Raw genomic sequence first — 22,224 nt, 5'->3', positions numbered from 1 at the left:
TTTTTCAAACTAGGTACCAGCTGTTCAAAAAATTGCGCGCCGCATGACGGCATTGGCATCAGGTGGCGTAGCCGCGGGGATGATCGCGGTGCCACGCCCAAGCGGTTTCAACGATCGATTTGGCGTCGTTGTACTTGGGTTCCCATCCCAGGACTTGTCGCGCCATCGACGCATCGGCGACCAATTCGGGCGGATCCCCGGCGCGACGTTCGCCCATTTTTTCCGGAATCGGATGTCCGGTGACTTCGCGGCACGCCTCGACAATCTCACGGACACTGGTGCCCTTGCCGGTGCCAAGATTGACACAAATGCCTTTGCCTGGCTCCAGCTTTTCCAGAGCTTTTAGGTGGGCGTCGCCAAGATCATCGACGTGAATGTAGTCACGGATGCACGTGCCGTCGGGTGTCGGATAGTCATCGCCAAAGATCGTGATGAATTCACGTTGCCCCAATGCCACCTGCAAGACGATCGGAATGATGTGCGATTCCGGATCGTGATCTTCGCCGATCGTTCCGTCGGGTCGCGCGCCGGCGGCATTGAAATACCGCAGCGCGGCGTAGGCAAAACCATAGGCGGCGGCGTAATCGGCCAGCGCCTTTTCAATCACCAGCTTGGTGAAGCCGTAAGGGTTGATCGGATTTTGGGGCGTCGTTTCCGGGATCGGGATCGTGTCGGGTTCACCGTAGGTCGCCGTCGTGCTGCTGAAGACGATCTTCTTCACGTCGGCTTCGCGCATCGCTTCCAAGAGTTCCAACGCCGCGATCACGTTGTTGCGGTAATACAGCGATGGATCGTTGACGGATTCGTTGACCAGCGCAAACGCGGCGAAATGCATGACCGCATCGATTTGCTTGTCCTTCATCACCTGGACCAACTTGGCACGATCGGCCACATCACCTTCGACCAACATGCCCGCGGGGACCGCTTCACTGTGTCCACGTGACAAATTGTCGTAAACCACCACTTGGTGCCCGGCGTCTAGCAGCAGACGGACCGCGTGCGAACCGATATAGCCGGCGCCACCGACAACCAAAACGTTCATTGATTCGACCCGATGTTCGTTCGAGTAAGAAAAGGACTGGCCGCGGATCGATACCTGACGAAGCCGCGTTGGATCGCCATCCATCATCCCGCATCCACCGGCTTTCGCTAAGGGGACACCAGCGCATTACCACGCGGGAACGCTATTGAGTCGACGATTAACCAAGCTGCAGATGCTTCGCCAGGGCGAAGCCGCAAAACCGGCGTCCCCCGCACAGGACACGGTATGCGGCGATTTCCTGGACTATTTGAAGGGCGAATGTCACCTGGCGGCCAATACGATCGACGCCTACGGACGTGACATCCGTCTGTTCCTGCAGTGGTTGGGCGGTAAAGACCTGCGGAAAGTACGGGTCGGCCAGCTTTCTGATTTCATGGGACACCTGCGTGACAAAGGCCAGGCGCCGTCATCCATCGCGCGAACCGTGGTCGCCGTCCGAACGTTTTTTCGCTACCTGCAGCTCGAAGGCCGCGTCACCGAAAACCCGGCCGAACTGCTGTCCACCCAGAAAATGTGGCAGCGGGTCCCCGGCGTCCTTTCGGTGCGTGAAGTCGACGATTTCCTGCGGTCGCCGCGGAAAACGGACACCTTCTGGCAACGTGATCGTGCGATCTTGGAAGTCCTGTACGCGACGGGATGCCGGGCCAGCGAGGTCTGTTCGCTGCGTGTTCGTGACATGTCGCTGAAAGAACGCCAAATCAAGGCGCACGGAAAAGGCGGCAAGCAGCGCATGGTCCCCATCGGTTCCCGTGCGATCCAAGCGATTGACCTGTATCTCGAACAACTGCGGGGCAAGCTGGCGGCGAAATCACCGCATCCGCCCGAAGCGTTGTTTCTGTCACGCGGAGGCCGACCGCTCGATCGCATCCAGCTTTGGCGTCTGGTCAAGCTGTACGCACGCCGCGTCGGGATTGATCCAAAGATCAGCCCACACAGTCTGCGGCACAGCTTTGCCACGCACATGCTGGCCGGTGGCGCGGACCTGCGTCAGGTCCAGGAACTGCTTGGCCACGCCAGCATTCAGACGACACAGATTTATACCCATGTCGAACATTCACGTCTGAAGAAAGTCCATCGACAATTCCACCCCCGCGCCTGACGACCCGCGCCTGACGATCCGCGCCGCTGAGCCAGCGGGAACGGTCAGCGTGCGTCAATGATTTCCCCGCCGGCGCGGGTGATCATCTTCTTGAACGTTTCAGCGCCCAATGATTCGTCAAACACCAACACCGCACCGTCGGCCATCAACACTTGAATACCACCAGGTTCCATTCGTTTGATTCCGGCAAGCGGATCATCCCAGTCAATTTCAAAATCAACGGGCGCTGTCCAAGGCACCGCGTTTTCCTTGGTCACTTGGACTGCCATGATCGTGTTGCTTAGGCCATCCAAACAGTCGCGGAACCGATTCGGGCCACCGTGCTTTTGCAACGCTTTGTCATCCACCATCGCGTGGTAAATCGTTTCGCCCGGATCCGTTTCGATCTCGGGATCGCGATACACATCGGGCATCTGGTCGATCAGCTGGATGTTGTGCGGACTGTCCCACGGTTCGTCCAAATGAAATTGTTCGTACAACGCTTGCTGTTCCACGAACGGCAAGACGGCGACACGCCAACTGAGCAACGGCTTGCCGTTTTCGTCGACGATGGCCGGCCCGGGCAATTTGCGATAGGCGGAATGATAGTTGTGCATCGCCAATCCGATCTGTTTCAGATTGTTTGCCGTCGCAACACGACGCGCCGCATTGCGCGCCGCCTGGACGGCCGGCAGCAGCAAGCCGGTCAGCACACCGACGGCCGCAACGGACACGCCCGATTCGGCTTCGTACAACAATCGGTCGCCTTCACGCTGGGGCTGCATCATCGCCAGCATGCCGTCGGCCAGACGCCTTGCGTATGCCCGCTGTGCCTGACCGATCGGCCCATCGTCATCGACTTCGGCGTCCATTTGCTGGACAAACATGTCACGCGCATTGACGATCGCCTCGTCGACGATGTCCTGCAGCTTTTCCGCGGCCCCGTCATCACTGGCGATCAAACGCAGTTCCGTGTGAAAGGTTGCCTGATTCGCGGAGACATTCACCCAGATCGCGTCTAGATAGTTCGGCACTTCGGTCAACCGCCGCATCGGTGGCGGCAAGTCTTCGCCGGCCTGCTGTGCCATCTGCATCGCGATCGGTCGCAACATCAACATTCCGATGCCGATCTCCACCGCAGGCTGATCCGATGATTCAGTGGCGACCAAGTCAGCCAGTTCACCGGTCGCGTCTTCGGCCAAGATCATCGGCTCCAGCATGGTGGGGCTGGCGATCAGAATCGTTTGCGGGTCCAACGCATGCAGCAAGAAGGGCATCTGCCGATCCCCTAGGGCGTAGACCTGTCGCTGACCCACCATTTGCGGGTCTTCAACCGCCAGTAGTTCCGGATCAATTCCGGCCGGATCAAACGGCTGGGACAATCGAATGACGAATCCCATCGGCGGAGCGCCGCGACCGGCGGGAAAATTCAAGACGAATCGCACGTCCTGAACACTTCTCAGATCCAGCCCCAATGCTTCTTGCGTCCAAGCCTCGGCAACCTCGATCGGCATCCACTGAAAGATCTCCGATTCCAACAACAGCTGGGGCCGGATCCGAGCGGTGGCGATGGAGGTCGGTGGCAGATACGCAGAATCAACAATCGAGCCGCCGGACGCACGTTCATCATCGGATTGAGCATCACAGACGCCCCCGACCAATGCCATCAAAAGAAAAGCTGCCGTGTAAACAGCGGGCGACAGAAATCGGCAATTCGCCACGGTCGACAAATTCATTCTACGCGTCCTTGGTTAACCGGAAGGTTTGAAAAGGCGGAACCAACGGGCGGCAAAAATCGTCGCAGTATGTGGAAAATTCCGCCACATAAACCGACAAAGATGTCTCGGACTTTTGCCGACGTGACGTATCATAGGGGCTGCGGTCGCCGTCTGCTGATGGCGGAGCGACTTGGTGGCTTACGGACAAGTCACCGCGAAGTCGGCTTGGATCCACCACCGCACCGCAGCCCCCACGACGCGAATGATCTCCACCACTCGTTTCGAACCCACGCCGACGCTGACGTTCCACGGATCGAAGGTTCAGCAATCGGATTCACGTCTGGTTCAGCATTACGACGATCTGACTCGGGGCAACAAACTTAGTTGGACCGGTCACTACCACCTTCGCCGCATGTTGGGCAAAGGGGGGCAGGGCGAGGTGTATTTGACCGAAGTGCGTGGCACTGACGGTTTCACCGTTCCCGCGGCGATGAAAATCTTCAGCCCCGAACGGTACAAAGACACCCGCAGTTACGAAGACGCGATGGCTCGGGTCGCCTCCATTGCGGCCAAGGTCGCTTTGATCCAAAACGACAATCTTCTAGACGTCCAAAACTTTTTCGAACGCCATCGCATCCGCGTCATGCTGATGGAATGGGTCGACGGGTATGACTTGCGACAACTGATGTCGCCCAAGTGTTTGGAACTGCTGCAGTCGCGTCTGCCGATCAAGCGATGGCGTTACATTAACGAAGTCATCTTGACCGCCGGTCCGGAACAGTCCCGGTTCAAAGCGGGGGTCGCCGTCGCGATCGTCCGCGAATGCTTGGCGGCGCTGGCGGCGTTGCACCGCGAAGGCATGGTCCACGGCGACATCAAGCCCGCCAACATCATGCTGAAACGCAGCGGTCACACCAAGTTGATTGATCTGGGGTCCGCATTCTTCTATGACGACCCGCCCAACGAGCGCGACTGCACGCCGCTGTACGCCGCGCCGGAAGTGCTGGAAAACCAGCGATCCAGTCCCAAGAGCGATTTGGCCAGCATCGGCTATGTGCTGATCGAACTTTTGAGCGGAAAAAATCCTTTCGCAGATGCGACAAAACTTCGCGATTTGTTGGTTGCCAAACGTGAACTTCCCAAGAATCTGCATAAGATTTTGCCCAAGGAAGTTGTGGTGAACGACCTTCTGATGAGCTTTTTGAAGGGTTTGATCGCCTACGACCCCAACAAACGCTTTCCCAGCGCCGAAGCGGCCGAGCACGTCGATCAGGGGGCCGCGGCCTTCCATCGCCAGCTAATTATCAGCAACATGTCGACAGAGTACGACAATGACATTCGTGTCTGGCTGGAAGAGCTGCGCGAACTGGAAACCGACTAGTGCACCGAAAGCATGGATCAACAACATCTGGACGTCGCCGTTGATGCCGCCAGGGCAGGGGCGAAGGAATTGATGGCACGCCGCGATGATCGCGTCGTGTCAGAAAAGTCGCCCAAGGACTTGGTGACCGACGCCGATTTGGCATCGCAACACGCGATACGACAGCGGCTGCAGGCCGCTTTCCCCGACTACGCCTTCGTCGGTGAAGAGGAAGGCGAAAACGACCCGCCTGAATCCGTCCGCCGCGGCGATCCCGATGCGCCGCCTTGCTGGGTGGTCGACCCGCTGGACGGCACCGTGAATTACGTCCACCGTCTGCAAAGCTTTGCGGTTTCGATCGCCCTGTACGCACGGGGGAAAATGCGGTTGGGCGTCATCCTGGATCCCACACGCGATGAATTGTTCACCGCCATCGACGGTCAGGGTGCCCAAGCCAACGGTCGCACCATGAATTCCAGCGACTGTCGGCAAATCGGCAACAGCCTGATCGCGTGCAGCTTCAAGGCCGGCGTTCAATCCGACGATCCGGAAGTCGGCCGGTTCGTTCGCGTGCTGGAACAATGCCGGTCGCTACGCCGTCTGGGCTCATGCGCCTTGAACATGTGCTACGTCGCCGACGGTCGCTTGGACGCCTACTGGGCCACCGGTGTCGCCGCCTGGGACAGCGCCGCGGGAACCGTGATCGCACGCGAATCCGGCGCCGTGCTGACGGCGTACAACGGCGACGAATTTGACGACTGGAATCCAAAGTTTGTTGTCGCAGCAAACACGTCGTTGCACCAGAGCTTGCTGCCACTGCTGTCGTGACCGCGTCGCGTGGTCGCTCTCGGCCGACACCTCATCGGCGACCAACCCAGGTGTGAAAGACCGGACGGTCTGGGGCGATCAACACCGCCACGTCCCACGATCGTCGGGACTAACCATCGATTGGCCACGACGATCACCTCTGTCAACATCCTTCGTCGCATGCCTCTTTCACCGAAGCGTCATCCATGAACTTTTCCGCCAGCGAACTATCCGCCCGAGCGATGTACCACTGGATGGTCGGGCTGATCACACCGCGTCCGATCGCCTGGGTTTCCACCCGTTCGTCCGCCGGCCACGTGAACTTGGCTCCGTTCAGTTTCTTCAACGGTGTGGGCGCCAAACCGCCGTGCCTGATGTTCTGTCCCGCGAACAACGACGACGGTTCGCCCAAAGACACCCTGCGAAATTTGACCGAAACCGGCCAGTTCGCCGTCAGCATCGTCAACGAAGCGGTCGTCGACGCAATGAACATGACCGCGGGTGCGTTTGATCACGAAGTCGACGAATACGACGTTGCGAAGATTGAAAAGGCGGACTGCGTGACGATTGATGTCCCACGCGTTTCCGATGCCATCGCCACGTTTGAATGCGAACTGATGCAAGCGATTCAATTGGGCACCGGACCGGGCGGTGCGAACCTGGTCATCGGGCACATCCGTCACTTGCACGTGGCAGATGGCCTGGTCGCCGATGGTCGCTTGAAGCTGCGGGATCTGAAAACGGTCGGACGCATGGGCGGACCGTTGTACTGCCGCACCAATGACCTGTTCGATCTGGCGCGGCCGTCGCAAGACTAGACGCGGTCGGGCGTAGGGCCGTGGACCGGTCGGACGAACCGACCGAGCCGGACACCTATTCGCGAATCAGGAGTAAAAGTTGTACGCCTGGTTCCGCGGATCAAAATCGGCGTCCGTCAGACCGATATTCGTTTTCAGGTTCAAGTAGGTGTATTCTTCGATCACCTGCAGCGGGTCGCCGGCACGTCGTGGCCAGTCATAGGCGACGTATCGAATCGGCACCTTCAGCTGGTCGTCGATGAAGATCTGGGCTTGATAGAAAATCAGCTCCGGGCGTCGTGTCGGTTGCGTGACTTGCAACACGGTACACACGCGATCTTTCACCCGAGCGTTGCGACGAAATTCGCACGTCACATCGGGGTACTTTCGTGCGGTCTCGCCACGTTCGATCAGCTTGACGATCAGGTTTTCGATGCCGACTTCCGTCATCGGATAACGCTGGCCTCTCATGGCCAACATGCCATCCGGCGGAATCGTGACCGTCGGTAAGAACTTGCCTTTGAACCCACCCTCGTGTGCGACAAGATTGCCGTTGTTCTGGCCTTCGACATAGATGACTTCGCGGCCTTTGACCGTCGTCGGCTTCAAGAACTGGATGTACACACTTAGCGGCTGGACCACACGTCCGCTGGCAACCTTGCGATTGCGAATCTTGGTGTACATGAATTCCTGTTCGCCGATCGTTCCGCCGACGTTTTCTCGTTTGACCAAGATGGCGGTGTAATCGTTGATGTTTGCCCGACAGGAATCCAGGGCTTCACGAGCCATTTGCAGGGCACGATCCAACGGCTTTGCCGCGTGAAGGACGCCGGCCGAGGAGTTGGCGACACGGTGCACCGGTTCAACCAAACCGTTGTTTTCAGCAGCAATCGCGGGCAGTGCGGAACCGCCGGCTGCCACGGTGCCCATGGCGGTCAAGAATTGACGTCGTTGGTATTGCATCCCAGCATCCTTGCGGGTGAAGAATTGTTGGCGTTTCCGATTGGCCCTGGCATCACCGTTTCCGTTGCCATCGGGCCGGTCGCTTTGCAGTAGAAATCGAACCCAGGCCCCCAGCTTGTTGACCACATTGCTGGGCACCGGAGCATCCGATTCACGAAGTGCAAACCGCTCAATCCTCGCGTTCGTTACCGGATCTCGTATCGTCGAGACCTTCGGTCAAGATTTCATAGCGATTGGGGTCCCCGGGTGACCAGAGGAATCCGGACGTTTTCGATAGATCTGCCGGATGAATTCACCCCGCTGTCGCGTTCACCACCAAACCCACGGGCTTTCCGAGCGGTTTGATTCACCCGATTCGTCGATGACAGCCGATAAAACACCACCGTAGCCTTTGCGTAATCGGCAAAGTCAGCCCATCGACCGCTTGAAATGCCCACGGATCCCACATGACTTCGTTGGACACCCGCAACACATTCTTGCCGCCGCGATCCAAGGTCGCCGAGCCGTGTTCGCTGGTCTGGATAGGTGCGGTGGCGATCGCGATCCTTCTGACAGCCGCCACGCAAGCCACCGCACAGGATTTGGCCGATTCCCCAGATATAGCCCATCGGGATTTTCAATCGGCAACGCAGCAAGGTGCGTCACGGCCATCCGCCTGGCAACACGCCGATACTTGGCAGCCGACGCCGCCCCCACATCGGATCCTGCGTTCACCGGCCAGCCGGTCGGCAAGCCCCGTGACCGATCCGCATTCGTCGCCTGCCGCTGCTGGCCCCACCCAGCCCATGCCGGGAACCCCGCCACCACCGCAAGTGTCGTCGGCCACCCACCACGTGAAACGGGTTTGGGATCACGCGACATCTGGACCTTGGTCCGCATCGGTGAATCGCAAGTGGGATGCGATGAACCAGCAACCTGGCCCCAGCGTCCCGTCGGCTGCCACCCGACCGACCTGGAAGACACCCTATTCGTATGGCTATTTCGGTGCCCGCGGATCGCGGCATTGGTCTCGCCAGTACGGCTACCGCGACGGATACAGCCAGTGGACGCTTCGCTAGTGCCCCACGAATGTTTCGCCGGTAATTTGCCCCCAATGCTCTGAACCCAGTGCATTGACCGCTAAAGCATTCAACTTGGCGATCCTGCCGCGGATCGACAACGTCGTCTGCGTGAATCACGCTGGCGGGAAACGGTAAATCAAAGCCGCTGAAGATCGGGGCGGTTCGCCGAGGAAAAAAATGATCTAGGATGCTGGGAAAACGCAACTTCCTCGGACACCGCCCTTTCGCTCGCCATGAACGCCCCGCAAGCCCAACGACCAGCCCCCACCCCGGCCGAAAATTCTGTTGTGCCTGAAAACGGATGGCACTGCGGCCATTTCTTCTATCGCTTCGATCGCGATGCATTACCCGACCGCTTGTCGGATGATTTGGCCCAGCGGTTTCGTGAAGCGTTCGCGCCCACCGAAACAGCTCCCCAACGCCTGGCGTCCTATTGGATCAGTGGTCACGAAGTCGATTTCGGCGTCATGGTCATGGACCCTGATCCCGCGGTGGTGGATTCGATTCACCAGGGACTACAGTCCGGCGGCCTGGGCAAAGTCATCAAACCGGCGTGGTCCTTTGTTTCAATCAGCGAGGTCAGCGAATATGTCCCAAGCGTCGAACAATACCGCGAACGCCTGATCCGCGAAGGAACACAACCTGATGCACCGGAGCTGGCGGCAAAAGTCGCTGCATATGAACGACGGTTGCCGATGATGAACCAGCAACGCTTGAAACCGGAGATCCCAGATTGGCCGGCGGCGTGCTTTTATCCGATGAACAAGAGCCGTGTCCCTGGGGCGAATTGGTTCAGCGAACCGTTCAGCCGGCGCAATGCCATGATGGCACAGCACGCACAAAGCGGGATCGCCTTTGCCAATCGGGTCAGCCAATTGATCAGCGTCGGCGTCGGGCTGGATGATTGGGAATGGATGGTCACGCTTTGGGCTCGCAACCCACAGTTCTTGAAAGACATCGTCTACCAAATGCGTTTCGACGAAGCGAGCGCTAAGTACGCGGAATTCGGTCCCTTCTACGTCGGCTATCAAGCGGACGCCGACGCCATCATGCGACATTGCCGGGTTGCCCCGACGACACCTTAATCCGGTCGCCCCAAGCCACCATCCATGTCGCCAGACGATTCCAACGATGCCGATCCCGCTTCGCCAAAGGCATCCGCTGCGACCGACGAACCGATTGGGTCGTCCGCCATCGAAACCGATTCGATCCGGCGACGTTCGTGGCCGCGGCGGGCATTGAATCGATTGGAAATCGACCGGGCAACATTCTTCGCGATGTCCGCCCGGTACTGGAAACTGGTGGCCGGCCCGGTCACGGTGTTGATGATCGCGCGTTTCTTTTCGCCGGAGGTCCAGGGCTACTTCTACATGTTCAACACGGTTCTGGGATTTCAAACCTACTTTGAGATCTCGATCCCACAGGCGATCGTGATGAACACCAGCCACTTGTGGTCCAAACTGCAGTGGACCACGGACGGAGGTTTGACCGGTGACGCCGGCGCGCTGGCACGCTTGGGCAGCCTGTTGCGAACGGCGGCGGCCGCATTCGCCGCGTTGGCGGTGGTATCAGGGATCACCTTGGCCGCGGTCGGAATTTGGATGTTTTCGCACGCCGAGTCGTCCGACCAAATCGACTGGTTTTTCCCTTGGCTGGGGCTGGTCGGGTTTGCGGTCCTGACGTTCGCTTTGACTCCCTTTCTGTCGGTATTGGAAGGGTGTCATCAGGTGCGACCGGTTTACCGGATGCACCTGACGCGAGAAATCGTCGGCAACCTTGTGGTTTGGGGAACCATGGCCGCCGGCGCCAATTTATGGGTCCCGGTGTTTGTGATGGCCGTTCGGCTATTGATCGAAATCGGCTTGTTGATCGGCAGCTACCGCAGGCTGTTTGGAACATTATGGCGCGCGCCGCGAACCGATTCGCTGGATTGGCGTTTGGAAGTCATGCCCTTTCAGATTCGCTTGTTTTTGAAAGGGGTCTTTGCATTCCTGCGGTCCGACCTGATGCACGTCTTGGTTTTCAACCTGCAAGGCCCCGTCGTTGGTGGTCAAATGGGTCTGACGTGGACGATTTTGTCCTCCATCCGCAACGCCTGTTCGTCTTGGGTCCGAACACGTGTGCCCCAACTGGGAACCCTGATCCAAAAACGCGATTGGAACGAAGCCGACCGAATCCTATTCCGCGTCGGCAGGATCGCCGTCGTTGTAATGACCGGGTTGGTTCTGGCGGTCGTCGCGGTGATCGTGCTGATGAACGCCGGTGCCTTTCACATCGCCGACCGATTCTTAGGTCCGGCACCGACCCTCTTCCTGGCGATCGGCCTGGTCGCGGCGTTGATCAAAGAATTCCAGTGGTTGTATCTGCACGCCCACGGTCGGTCGCCGTACTTGGGATTCAGTGTGGTCGGCAGTCTGGTTTGCGGCGCGGTGATCGTCGCGGCGGTGATGTCGCATGGTGCAACCGGCGCCGCGGTCGCTTTTGCTTTCCTTCAAGCGATCTTTCTACTGCCGCTGTCGACATGGGCGTTTGGCCACTTGCGCCGCCAATGGCACAGCGACGATGCATCCGCCGCCGCGAGCGTCACATCGACGGTGACAGGCGATTGATTTGCCGAATCGACGCCGATCATCGTCGCGTTCTGCGTCGCAGGATTTACGTTTCCCTGTGCTGCTTTGGTGAATTGTCAGGCGACGATCACAAACAACAGGCCGCTTAAAGCTTTTTGACCCGCAGGTTTCGAAAATAGGCTTTGCTGTCGGGATCGTGAGCTTGCAGGGCAAAAGTGCCTTCGCCCAAACGACGTTCAAAGCTATCGCTGAAAGCTTCCTGGTCACTGGGTTCGGTGTACTGAACCATGACTTTTCCGTTCACTTTCAAAGTGATCTCTTTTCCGCGAACGATGATTTCTTGCGTGTACCATTCGTTGTCTTTCAGGCCTGGATCATCGACGTTTTTGACGCTGTACAGCGAACTGGTCTTCTTGGGATCCTTGTGCGTGATGTTGACTTGGCATTCGTAGCCATACTTTGGCCAACCGCTCGGCTGGTACTTGGTGTGAAAGTAGATACCGGAATTGCTTCCGGGCGTGGTCATGACCTCCGCCTTGAAATGAAAGTCTTTGAAGGGCGCCAATTCGCCGACGTAAAACAAGTGGGCCCTGGGGCCTTCGCAAACCAACTTGCCGTCTTGCACCTTCCAAGAATCCGGATTCTCCTCCGACACCTTCCAACCATCCAGCGACTGGCCGTCGAAAAGGGCAACGAAACCTTCTTCGGCACCGGACGGTGAATCCGCCGGTGCGGGGACAGCGGCGACAACGCACGATGCAATGACCAGACCGGCCAAACAGACTTTCGACATGGGGGGCACCTAAAGGCGGGCGGTGAAGGGGGGCAGGAAACGAAGGGTCGATGCCGCGGAAAAAACGGATCGACCGACGCTCGGATTCGCCACAGTCTACATAAAAAAAACGCTTGTTCCGTCATGGAACAAGCGTTTCGTTGATTCAAACAATGACCGGTGGTCCGGCGATGGCGATCTTACAGCTCGGCGTCGGTCGCGGGCAATTTGCCGGCCTTGATCTTGTCCGCAAATTTTTCGCCGTCGCTGGATTTCTTCTCACCAGCCTTTTTGAAGCCTTCGACCATCTTCTTCTTGGCTTCTTCCGGCTTTTCCTTCAGGTAGTCCTTGGGGAAATCCTCTTTCTTCAAGAATTCATGGATCGCTTTGCCGTATTCGTTGCGGACTTCCTTTTTCTTCGGATGGCCCTTGATATGGCAGACGTAGCAACCGGCCTTTCGCGCCGTCTTCACGAAATCGGCGTCGACGTCGTCACCGGCCAAGTAGGCTTCTTTCCAAGCCCGAGCGAAATCGCTGGTGGCCGAGGCGGGCGCGGCAAAGGTGAAAACGCAAGCCACGGCGGCAATGCCGGCAAGCCACGAAACAGAACGATGCATCAACAAATCTCCGACGGTGTGTAGCAAGGCTGAGATCATCATCGATCGAGATCTCGGAAGGACCGCACTATTAACCCTTAAAGGTTGGCAAAAGTCAAATCTTGCCCCTCAGTCGTCGACCGATCTTCGATGCAAACTTCAGAAATTCTGAATCAGGAGGGCTGCAAACTCGAAAGCTCGTCGGTCGTCGACCGCAGGCGTAGGAAAAAACACCTCAGTCCCAGGCGATCGGCGGCAGAGGCGGCAAAGTTTGTTGATCAAAACCGCTCAGGATCGATCCGTCCTGGCGAAAATCCTCGCTCAACAACTCGCTCGGCGGGCGGGTCGGCAGGGGGAACACCGACCAACGAACCGACCACAGCGGATCCCTTTCGCCCGACCAATCCTCGGGTTCTTCTGCGATCATCGTGTCCAATCGAATCTGCCTGGGCGGCTGGTTGATCTCGCCGATCGAAACCAACGGATCTTCCAAAGCCGTCGCCTGTGGATACACGTACGCGTTGGCTTGGCCTCGAGTCTGGATCAGTGACTTGATGGACGCGGACGGGTCGATCCCGCGAATTTCGAAATGCGGAACCCCCGTACGCTGCAGAAAAACGCAGCGATCAGCCTGGCGTTTTAGCGTCACCGGATACGATTCGACAAATCCCATCCGCGCCCGGTAAAAGCCTTCGGGGATCGATGCGGTCAGCCGGCTGATTTCCACCTGCATCGCCGGCGTGGTGGCCGACGGCGGTTCGGCGGCCCCGACGCAATCCATGAAACGCTGGGACACGGCCAAGAATCCATTGTTCCACTTCAATTGTAATTCCGCAGCATCGCTCAAGTGCAACAACGTCATCTCACCGCGTATCGCCACATTCTCCATCTCAATGGCGACCAACGGCAACGCGGGACTCTCACCGGTGACCGTCTCATCCGATTCCGGCACGTCCGCAAACGATTCCTCTGAATCCGCATTGACCTCCATCGCATAGACGTGATCGTGACGCGATGAATTGCGAACCGTGACCGTGCAGTCGGTCATTCGAAACATGCGGTTGGCACCGATTGAAAACAACGTCCCCCCATCCGCTTCGGTGGCACCGACGTCCCAAAAGAAATCGATCCCATCCCACTCGGTGCGTCGGTCGCCGACGTCAATCAATTGAGACCGCTGCATCGATAGGTCTTCGTCCGCCTGGACCCACAACAACGTGCGATCCACGACGGACACGATCTGCATCGAATCAACGGGGACTCGGATCGGTCCGGTGCGAATCACCTTCGCAGCCAACTCGATTCGATCCAGTCGATGCACCCTAGCTAGATCAAACGCGTCTGACAGAGAATTGACAAAAGCCACACCTTCGATGGTCACATCGCGAAGATTCAATCCGGGATAGGGATTGTCCAACTGGTCGATGACCCTTGCGATCAATGGCGGGGCGATTTCCATCGGCAAGGCCAGCTTGCCGTCGGGCAAGGCGGTTCCCAACGATGGCGGCGATCGATCGGCCGGCGGTTTCGTAGTCGCTACGCTGGGGACATCAACACCTGCGGCCGTTTCCGACGGCGACGTATTCGCATCACCGACCGCACTGGGCATCGCGACGGAATCCGAAACAGCAGCCCCCGGTGCATCGGCCACGCGTCCGGTGACAGCGGCGCCGTCGGCACTTCCCGACGGATCATCGATCACTTCGAAACCGTTGGTCGCGGGCGGACCAGGCGGATCGACGGGAGTTTCTGGATTTCGCGCGTCTGATGGCGACGCCGTGCGGGTGTCGCCAGATGCTGGCTCTGGTTCATCGCCCATCGGCGAACGTCTGGCCGAGGGAATCGCGTCCGATCCGGTCACCATGCCGATGCGATCCGGCATTTGAATCTGCAGTTCGTTGTCGCGCAGTCGCGAATCAATTTGCAACCACAAAGCGACCGCCAACAAAACCACGACCGCGACGGCCCAGGGCAGAAACTGTCGAATCGCGGGTGTCCAAAGTCCTTCGCTGCTGGGAAGCGGGCGGGCAATGGACAGAGAACGCTTCAAGCCTTCGCGCGCGGCGACCTCCTGCAAATCGGCGATCAAATCGGTGACGTTTTGGTAACGATCGCCCGGTGACTTGGCCAACATTTTCTGCAAGACCAACACCAAGTCGTCGCTTACATCTTGCCGCAGCGACCGTGGGTCCGGTGGCGGAGCGTTGCCATGGCTTAGCAACTTCTGCAGCATCGTGCCGCCGGGGTAGGGCGGTTGCCCCGTGATCATGAAGTACAGCGTGCAGCCGAGCGAATAGATATCGCTGCGGACATCCGCGTCGCGCGGGTCAAGTGCCTGTTCTGGCGAAATGTAGTCAAACGTCCCCAGGGTGACGCCGCTGGCAGTCATGTCTTCGCTTAGTTCGACGTTCTCGCTACGGGCCAAGCCCATGTCGACAAGCTTGATCTGTTCATCCGCGTTGATGACGACATTGGATGGTTTGATGTCGCGGTGCACGATGCCGCGTTCGGCTGCGTGCCCGATCGCCCCGGCCAATTGGCACGTTGCAAACACGGCGTCGTCGATACTGAAGGGGCCATCGCGAATCACCCGATCGCGAATATTGGTCCCTTGGACGAATTCGAAAACGATGTAATTCCAATGATCGACCTGGCCGACATCAAAGACCCGGGCGATGTTCGGATGGTCCAACTTGGCCGCGCTTTGCGCCTCGTTGCGAAACCGGCGTCCAAGATCGACGTCGTCACCGACAAAGGGAATCACCTTGATTGCGACCACGCGATCCAGGTGTTCGTCGCGAGCCCGAAAGACCGCGCCCATGCCACCGCCACCGATCAGTTCCTGAAGGTGGAAATGGTTGAGGTTTTGTCCCGACAAGACCTTGGCCACCGATGCCGGGGATCGGTCGATGTTACCGCCGGACAGGGCACCACCGGAAGCCGCACCGCCGGCCGATGCGCTGACGCCGGAGGCACGCCCGACCGATGAACCGCGGATCACCGTTTGCGCTTCTTCGGACACCAGATCATCCGCCCCCGAGGACGACGGATTCACCGGTGCGTCCTTCGGACGAAGTGCCGAATCCCGCCGGTGGACCGTCGATGCGTTCGGCTGGATCGAATCGTCTTTGGACACGATGGGGGGCGGTCCCGACCGGGAGTTCAGTGGGGCGATGAAAATGACCGGTGTTTGAAAACAACCGGCGACACAGAAAAACAAGCGACAACGGACACCCGTGTCGGCAAACCCGCGGTTCAAAAAAGTGTTGTTCGGCACCAGCGATCGTGTAACTGGCCCACCGTGGTGCCCGCGTTCCTGTCCACACGAACCGTCGATCCGTTCACGGTAGTCCTGTACCGAAAGACCGTCAACAAATCGCCACCGTCTTGGAATACGATAGCCCGGCGACCGTTACAAACGTCACATCCCGACTGGTTTCCCGCCCACGAGCTGTCCCCCGTGAATCAATCCCGCCGCTTTCAAACCATCATCCGCCGCAACACGCGCGTCACGGTGACGACACCGTGTGCAACCTTTTTGCCCACCCACCATTTCCCGCGGTCGTCATTCCGGACGTGTTGCTCGTTCAAGGTTTTTCCGTCCCGAATCCGTCGAACCACCCTGTGCCGGGTCATGTGGCTGTGCTTGTTCTGGACGATGACGATCGGTTTGATGTTGGCTGAACGCCCGCTGGCGGCCGCCGACCCCCCTGGGGGGCAGCGCAGCAGCCGTCCGAATGTTCTGCTGATCATCGTCGACGATCTGGGCGCGGCCGATCTGTCATGCCTGGGATCGACCGACATGCGGACACCGCATCTGGACGACCTCTTTGCACGTTCGTTGCAGCTTCAGCGTTTCTACGCGAATTGTCCGGTTTGTTCGCCGACACGTGCTTCCGTCCTGACCGGCTTTTATCCCGATCGCGTCGGCGTGCCGGGTGTGATCCGAACGCATCAGGAAAACAGTTGGGGTAACTTTTCGCCTTCGAAACCGACCCTGTCGGGTGCCCTGCAAGATGCCGGTTACCACACCGAAGCAATCGGAAAATGGCATCTGGGATTGACCGAAGAAGACCATCCACATCGACACGGCTTTGATCATTTCCATGGATTCTTGGGCGACATGATGGATGACTACTACAACCATCTGCGTCACGGCCAACATTACATGCGTGATGGCGCGACGCCTGTTCACCCGGAAGGTCACGCCACCGACGTCTTCACTTCATGGGCCGAAGCCTTCATTTCGAAACAAACCGAACACGCCGATCGTCCCTGGTTTATGTATTTGGCCTACAACGCGCCACACACTCCCATTCAACCACCGCAAGACTGGTTGGAACGCGTGTGGCAACGCGAGGCATCGATCGAACCGCGACGCGCCAAACTGGTCGCATTGATCGAGCATTTGGACGAAGGCATCGGTCGTGTTTTGAAACGGCTTGCCGACACCGGCCAAGATCAAAACACCATCGTTGTCTTCACCAGCGACAACGGCGGTCAGGTCAATGTTGGTGCGAACAACGGCAACCTACGTGACGGTAAAGGCTCCATGTACGAAGGCGGTCTCAGGATCCCCGGTTCGCTGTACATTCCGCCGGGATGTGGTGCGATCGCCGAAACCACCATCGGCAGTGTGACCAAGGCGGCGACTTGCACCGCGGATTTGATGCCCACCGTCTTGGACCTGGTCGGTGCCGAGATCCCGGATGGGTTGGACGGACGGTCATTGGTCCCAATGATTCGGAACCCGGCAACCGATTGGGAGGATCCACGAGAGATTTACTTTGTCCGCCGCGAAGGCGGCAAAGCTTATGGTGGCCTGACCTGCGAAGCCGTCTTGGTCGGCCAGACGAAACTGGTGCACAACTTGCCCACCAGCCGTTTTGAACTGTTTGATTTGTCCGACGACCCGCTGGAACAGGTTGACCTGTCGGATCGTCAATCCGGGAAGTTCCGGGACATGCAATTGCGGCTGCAGCGTCACATCCAGAACGGTGGCCGCGTCCCTTGGCAATAAACGATCGCCAAAGACACATTCCCCCGATACCGGATGCACGATCCGGTTCCGGCGTGTCTTGAACAAACCTAGGCGGCGCGGCGGGCCGAATCGTCTTGGTCGTCCGTTCGTTGGGCCAATCCCATGCTGGCCCGACTTCGACGCAATTCGCGGATCGTTTTGGTCGCACCATGCAGTTCGGCTTCGACTTCGCTCAATCGATCCTGCATTTTGGCGTTCGCCTCCAAGCTGTCTTCGTGCTCGGCCAACACCATTCGCAGCTGGGCTTCCAAATGATCGATCTGGTTTTGCAATTGCTTGGCACGGTCTCGGAACGGCTCCGCTTCGGCTAGGTCGCCGGTCAGCTGCGTGACACGGCTTTCGCTTTCGCTTAGCGACTGCTGTGCTGCGGTGTAGCGTTGGATTGCCGATTCCAGTTCCGCTTTCAAGTTGGCGATCGTGTCGGCGTGCTCATGCAGACGATCTTCGGCCGACAGAACTTCTTGTCGCGTATCACTGAGCTGATCGGACAGCCGCTGGACTTGGTCCGATTGCTGTTGCAATTCAATCTGTGTTTGCTGAACCGTTTCATCGCGATCCGACAAAGTCGACTGCAGCGTTTGAATCTGTGCGGCGTGTTCCTGCAGCGTCGATTCCAATCGTTGGGCGCGGTCCTGGGACAACGACAATTCGCCACGGCTTTGATCCAGATCGACGTGAGCTTGATCCAAACGGGTCTTCAACTCCGCGATTTCCTGTGTCGATGCCTGCAGCTCCGCGCAAGACGACTGATAGGCGTCGTCGCGTTTGGCCAAGGCATCGCGGGCCTCATCCAGCTGCGATTGCAACACGTCCATCTCCGCCAGCTTGGATTGCAGCGATTCGACATGTTCTTGCAGCTTTCTGGACTGGGTCTCCGACTCGGTCACCTTTGCGTGCGCCGCATCGACGCGCGCGGTCAGTTCTTGCTCGCGTTGACGAAGCGCGACTCGCAATTGATCCACGGTTTCGTTGACCGCGACCAAAGCGATCTTGGACTGATCGTTTTGTTCGCTGGCCTTGTTGCGCATTTGAACCAACGTGTGCTTTTGCTGCTTCAGATCCGCCACCATCGCATCCAACGATTCGACACGTGACTGCAGTTCGGCGACTTGATGGTTGGCCTGCTGTAGTTCGCCCTGCAATTGATCGGCAACTGCCGCTTGGGTTCGCAGTTCGGCGTGCCGTGATTCCAGTTCGATATTCTTTTGGGTTCGGTCTTCGACAGTGGACCGCAGATCGACCAGCATCTGGTTCGCACGCAACAGTTCGTCTTGAGTTTCGTTCATCTGTTGCAGACTGGCCTGATGTCGCGTGTCAGCCTGCTGCAGACGTTCTTTCAGCTCAGCGATCTGACGTTCCAACGTTTGTTGGGCATCTCTCAGTTCGATGTTCTGTTGTTTGGTGGCGTCATGGGCATCACGTTCGGCGGTCAGATTCTCATTCAGCATGGTGGCCTCGTCGCGCAGTTGCGTGATCTGCTTGGCCACCGATTCGTCTTGTTGGCTGGTCTGTTCCACCAGCACGGTGATGCGTTCGGCCTGTTGCGCGATGACGTTTTTCTGTTCGTCGATCGTCGCTTGGAAAGACTTGCTCGATTCGCGCTGTTCGGACAATTGCTGGATCAACGATTCCGTCTTGCGAACCTGGACGTCCAGTTGCTCGGCGGATTGTTCAACACGTTGTTCCAATTCGTCTCGAGCGGCGATTAGGTCCGCCGAATCGGATTGCTGTTTGCGAAGCTCGGCGGTCAACGACGCGATTTCGTCCTGCAGCGTCTCGATCCGCTTCAGGTCATTGGTGTGCTCGTGGACCTGTTCGTTCTTGTCCTCGGCCAGCTGCTTTAGCTGTGCTTCGAATTGAGCGGCATCCTGTTTGGCCTGATCCAAGGCAGCTTCCATTTCGCGCAGGTGGCTCTCAGCCTGCTGCTGCGAAGCCACGACGCGGTTGAATTCCTTTTGTGCGTCGGCCTGGGTTTGCTGATGACGCTGTCGTTCGTCGTCCAGCCGTGTTTTCATTTCCTCGACGGCCAATTCGCTGGCGTGTCGATCTTCTTCGGCCTGTTTGGCGGTGGCCAACGCATTCTGGCGTGCGTTTTCCAAACGCTGCAGTTGGGCTTGGACGTCTTCGTTTTGAGTTTCCCAGGCGTGATGCTGTTTCTTCAGCTTCTGGAGTTCCAGTTCCTGTTGCTTGACCTCGCGTTCCCGCTGGTCCAAACGTCGTTCCAGTTCACCGACGTCACGTTTGCGTTGCACCGCTGATATGCGGGCCTTGGCATATTTGCCTTCGGCTTCGTCCACCGCCTTCAAATCGCTGGTTCGGTCGCGATACCACAGCAAGTGGCCAATCAGAATTCCGCCCAAGACAAACAGAAAGGCGGACATGACGGGGATGCCAATCCAGGCATTCATAATAAGACTCCGGTATTCAACAATCCGACCGACGATGGCACCTGTAACCCAGGATGGTTGCAACATCCCCACCGACATCATTGGGGGCATTAACAAAGAAACGTTTGTCAAGTCGAGACGAATTGTCAGACCGAACCGAGGCTTGTGAAACTGACAGCGACGACGCAGTGGTTTACGCTGTGGCAGTCACGTGTTTTCCATCCCCGCCTTTCCCACCACCCGCCTTGGGACCAAGTCATGAAACTGCGTCGCTGTATTTCAATTTTTGCCATTGCTTTGGTTGGCTGCGTCTTGGGCAACGGCCCCAACGCTTTCGGCCAAGCCGAAGTCGCTGACGGATTTCAATCCCTGTTTAACGGCACCGACCTTTCGGGGTGGGTGATTCCCGAAGGCGACGGGGGACACTGGAAGGTGGTCGACGGCGTCATCGACTATGACGCGATGTCCGAAGCCAGCGGCGACAAGAACCTGAAAACTGAACAGGAATTCACCGACTTCATCCTGAAAATCGATTGGCGTTTGAAGCAGACAACCGGCTTGATGGACATCCCGGTCGTGCTAAGCGATGGGACCTACTTGACCGATCGATCCGGAAACAAAATCACCATCAAGAGGCCTAACGCGGATTCAGGCGTGTATTTGCGTGGGGACAGCCGAGCCCAGCTGAACATCTGGTGCTGGCCGATCGGATCAGGCGAAGTCTATGGCCACCGCAACAATCCCAAGACACCTCCAGAAATCCGCGCCGCTTTGACACCGCGGTTGAACGCGGACAAACCGGTGGGCCAGTGGAACCGGTTCGAAATCATCTTGGTCGACGATAGAGTGACCGTGATGCTGAATGACCAATTGGTTCTGGAGAACGCCCAGTTGCCCGGGCTGCCCGAGAAGGGCCCGATCGTTTTGCAACACCACGGCGGTATGCGAGACGGCGAATACTCGCCCGCGTCCAGCTTGATCCAGTTCAAGAACATTTGGATCAAACCGCTGGACTGACCTCAGCGAAGCAATGACTCGGCCGATAACGCCGTTTGATTGTAGACTTGCCGAATACCCCCAGGCAGCCGAGCACGCCCCGACAGCCCGCACGCTCATCCGTGCAGGTATCCTTGGGGCGACAGTCGCTTCAGGCTGCCTTTGTCTCGCTTCCAAAGTCCGGTTCGGCCGACAACGGTACCGATACGCCGGAGGTCTTTACCGATTTCCGGATCGTCGAGGGCCTTTTGCGCATCGTCGGCCGACATCGTCATGATCAATTCAAAATCTTCGCCGTCGCTCCAGGCGTGTTCAAACGCGGTGCGTCCGCTCTGTTCGCTTTGCCGGTGGGCGTCGTCGTGGATCGGGATCTGATCGATATCCAGTTCCGCGCCGACACGGCTGGCGGCCAGCATACGGTCCAGGTCCAACGATAATCCGTCGCTGGCATCGATCGCCGCGTGGACGTCGACCAAGCGACGTAGCGTCGCCGCCAGGGACAATCGACTGGTCGGACGCAGATGCCGCCCCAGAATGCTACCACCGAATGCACCGGAGACGACAATCGCATCGCCTTCACACGCACCACTTCGTAACCAGGGTTCGCCCGCGGCCACGTGTCCGGTCATGGTGATGTTGATCGACAATGGGCCGTCATATACCGAAAGGTCTCCGCCGGCGATCGAAACCTGATGGCGGGCGGCAGATTCCAAGATGCCTTCATAGACCGCCCCGGCCGTTTGGGTCGCATCGCCCTTGGGCAATGCAAGCGTGACGAACGCCGCATCGGGTACGGCCCCCATCGCAGCGATGTCGGACAGATTGATCGCCATCGCCTTGAACCCGATATCGGGCAAAGACTGGCCGGCGGTGTCGAAATCCACCCCGTCGATGATCTGGTCAGCGCAAATCACTTGCCGGCCTTGGACCGGCGCCAAGACCGCGGCGTCATCGCCGATGCCGACCTCCACCTCGGGAAGAGTTCGGCAACGACCACGTAAATATGCCAAAAAGGATGTTTCCATTTCCGTGTTTC

General features: G+C 58.2%; 17 protein-coding genes. 9 read left to right on the top strand and 8 right to left on the bottom strand.

The features are described 5' to 3' along the window. Nucleotides 1–58 precede the first annotated feature (58 nt). Nucleotides 59–1,042 (bottom strand): UDP-glucose 4-epimerase GalE, encoded by a 984-nt coding sequence (gene galE / locus HFP54_RS01275; RefSeq protein WP_206035949.1) that lies wholly within the window; start codon nucleotides 1,040–1,042, stop codon nucleotides 59–61. Nucleotides 1,043–1,187: 145 nt separating this feature from the next. On the opposite strand from galE, the gene xerD reads away from it, so the two are divergent. Then, nucleotides 1,188–2,141, top strand: a complete 954-nt coding sequence (xerD, locus tag HFP54_RS01270) for a site-specific tyrosine recombinase XerD (RefSeq protein ID WP_146411803.1) — start codon at nucleotides 1,188–1,190, stop codon at nucleotides 2,139–2,141. Between the two features lie 44 nt (nucleotides 2,142–2,185). Here the strand turns inward: xerD and HFP54_RS01265 are convergent, their stop codons facing one another. Continuing rightward, nucleotides 2,186–3,856 (bottom strand): DUF1559 domain-containing protein, encoded by a 1,671-nt coding sequence (locus HFP54_RS01265; RefSeq protein ID WP_168563776.1) that lies wholly within the window; start codon nucleotides 3,854–3,856, stop codon nucleotides 2,186–2,188. A 244-nt stretch (nucleotides 3,857–4,100) separates the two neighbouring features. On the opposite strand from HFP54_RS01265, the gene HFP54_RS01260 reads away from it, so the two are divergent. From HFP54_RS01260 to HFP54_RS01250, 3 genes are all read left to right on the top strand, one after another. Next, complete coding sequence (locus HFP54_RS01260) at nucleotides 4,101–5,219, top strand: serine/threonine-protein kinase (protein ID WP_145301721.1); 1,119 nt, start codon at nucleotides 4,101–4,103, stop codon at nucleotides 5,217–5,219. Nucleotides 5,220–5,231: 12 nt separating this feature from the next. After that, nucleotides 5,232–6,026 (top strand): inositol monophosphatase family protein, encoded by a 795-nt coding sequence (locus HFP54_RS01255; protein ID WP_146411799.1) that lies wholly within the window; start codon nucleotides 5,232–5,234, stop codon nucleotides 6,024–6,026. A 185-nt stretch (nucleotides 6,027–6,211) separates the two neighbouring features. Further along, complete coding sequence (locus tag HFP54_RS01250) at nucleotides 6,212–6,823, top strand: flavin reductase family protein (RefSeq protein WP_168563775.1); 612 nt, start codon at nucleotides 6,212–6,214, stop codon at nucleotides 6,821–6,823. A gap of 66 nt (nucleotides 6,824–6,889) precedes the next feature. Here the strand turns inward: HFP54_RS01250 and HFP54_RS01245 are convergent, their stop codons facing one another. Beyond that, entirely contained in the window at nucleotides 6,890–7,903 is a 1,014-nt protein-coding gene (locus HFP54_RS01245; protein WP_197136158.1) for a DUF1571 domain-containing protein, read from the bottom strand. Nucleotides 7,904–8,211: 308 nt separating this feature from the next. Here HFP54_RS01245 and HFP54_RS01240 point away from each other — a divergent pair, with 308 nt between their 5' ends. From HFP54_RS01240 to HFP54_RS01230, 3 genes are all read left to right on the top strand, one after another. Further along, complete coding sequence (locus HFP54_RS01240; protein WP_168563774.1) at nucleotides 8,212–8,823, top strand: hypothetical protein; 612 nt, start codon at nucleotides 8,212–8,214, stop codon at nucleotides 8,821–8,823. A 236-nt stretch (nucleotides 8,824–9,059) separates the two neighbouring features. Next, nucleotides 9,060–9,911, top strand: coding sequence for a hydrogen peroxide-dependent heme synthase (gene hemQ / locus HFP54_RS01235; RefSeq protein WP_146411792.1), 852 nt, complete (start codon nucleotides 9,060–9,062; stop codon nucleotides 9,909–9,911). A 24-nt stretch (nucleotides 9,912–9,935) separates the two neighbouring features. After that, nucleotides 9,936–11,435 carry a polysaccharide biosynthesis protein gene (locus HFP54_RS01230; RefSeq protein WP_168563773.1) on the top strand — a complete coding sequence of 500 codons (1,500 nt, stop codon included), beginning with the start codon at nucleotides 9,936–9,938 and terminating at the stop codon, nucleotides 11,433–11,435. A 106-nt stretch (nucleotides 11,436–11,541) separates the two neighbouring features. Here HFP54_RS01230 and HFP54_RS01225 read toward each other — a convergent pair whose 3' ends face one another. The 3 genes from HFP54_RS01225 to HFP54_RS01215 all read right to left on the bottom strand — a co-directional run bounded on the left by HFP54_RS01225 (nucleotide 11,542) and on the right by HFP54_RS01215 (nucleotide 15,900). Then, complete coding sequence (locus tag HFP54_RS01225; protein ID WP_168563772.1) at nucleotides 11,542–12,189, bottom strand: 3-keto-disaccharide hydrolase; 648 nt, start codon at nucleotides 12,187–12,189, stop codon at nucleotides 11,542–11,544. A 179-nt stretch (nucleotides 12,190–12,368) separates the two neighbouring features. Further along, a complete protein-coding gene (locus tag HFP54_RS01220) occupies nucleotides 12,369–12,785 on the bottom strand; it encodes a hypothetical protein (RefSeq protein ID WP_146411786.1) in 417 nt (138 codons plus the stop codon). A gap of 214 nt (nucleotides 12,786–12,999) precedes the next feature. After that, nucleotides 13,000–15,900: a serine/threonine protein kinase gene (locus HFP54_RS01215; protein WP_168563771.1), complete on the bottom strand. Its 2,901-nt coding sequence runs from the start codon at nucleotides 15,898–15,900 to the stop codon at nucleotides 13,000–13,002. Nucleotides 15,901–16,398: 498 nt separating this feature from the next. Between HFP54_RS01215 and HFP54_RS01210 the strand changes: the two genes are divergently transcribed. Further along, nucleotides 16,399–17,784 carry a sulfatase-like hydrolase/transferase gene (locus tag HFP54_RS01210; RefSeq protein WP_235951174.1) on the top strand — a complete coding sequence of 462 codons (1,386 nt, stop codon included), beginning with the start codon at nucleotides 16,399–16,401 and terminating at the stop codon, nucleotides 17,782–17,784. 68 nt (nucleotides 17,785–17,852) lie between these two features. On the opposite strand, the gene HFP54_RS01205 is transcribed toward HFP54_RS01210, so the two are convergent. Next, nucleotides 17,853–20,213: a coiled-coil domain-containing protein gene (locus HFP54_RS01205; RefSeq protein WP_168563769.1), complete on the bottom strand. Its 2,361-nt coding sequence runs from the start codon at nucleotides 20,211–20,213 to the stop codon at nucleotides 17,853–17,855. 144 nt (nucleotides 20,214–20,357) lie between these two features. Between HFP54_RS01205 and HFP54_RS01200 the strand changes: the two genes are divergently transcribed. Beyond that, nucleotides 20,358–21,209, top strand: a complete 852-nt coding sequence (locus HFP54_RS01200; protein WP_206035948.1) for a 3-keto-disaccharide hydrolase — start codon at nucleotides 20,358–20,360, stop codon at nucleotides 21,207–21,209. A 95-nt stretch (nucleotides 21,210–21,304) separates the two neighbouring features. Here the strand turns inward: HFP54_RS01200 and HFP54_RS01195 are convergent, their stop codons facing one another. After that, nucleotides 21,305–22,213, bottom strand: coding sequence for a thiamine-phosphate kinase (locus HFP54_RS01195; protein WP_168563768.1), 909 nt, complete (start codon nucleotides 22,211–22,213; stop codon nucleotides 21,305–21,307). Nucleotides 22,214–22,224: the final 11 nt, after the last annotated feature.

The sequence above is a fragment of the Crateriforma spongiae genome (genome assembly GCF_012290005.1).
GTDB classification, from domain to species: Bacteria; Planctomycetota; Planctomycetia; order Pirellulales; family Pirellulaceae; genus Crateriforma; species Crateriforma spongiae.
This window is presented reverse-complemented; position numbering and strand designations above follow the sequence as displayed.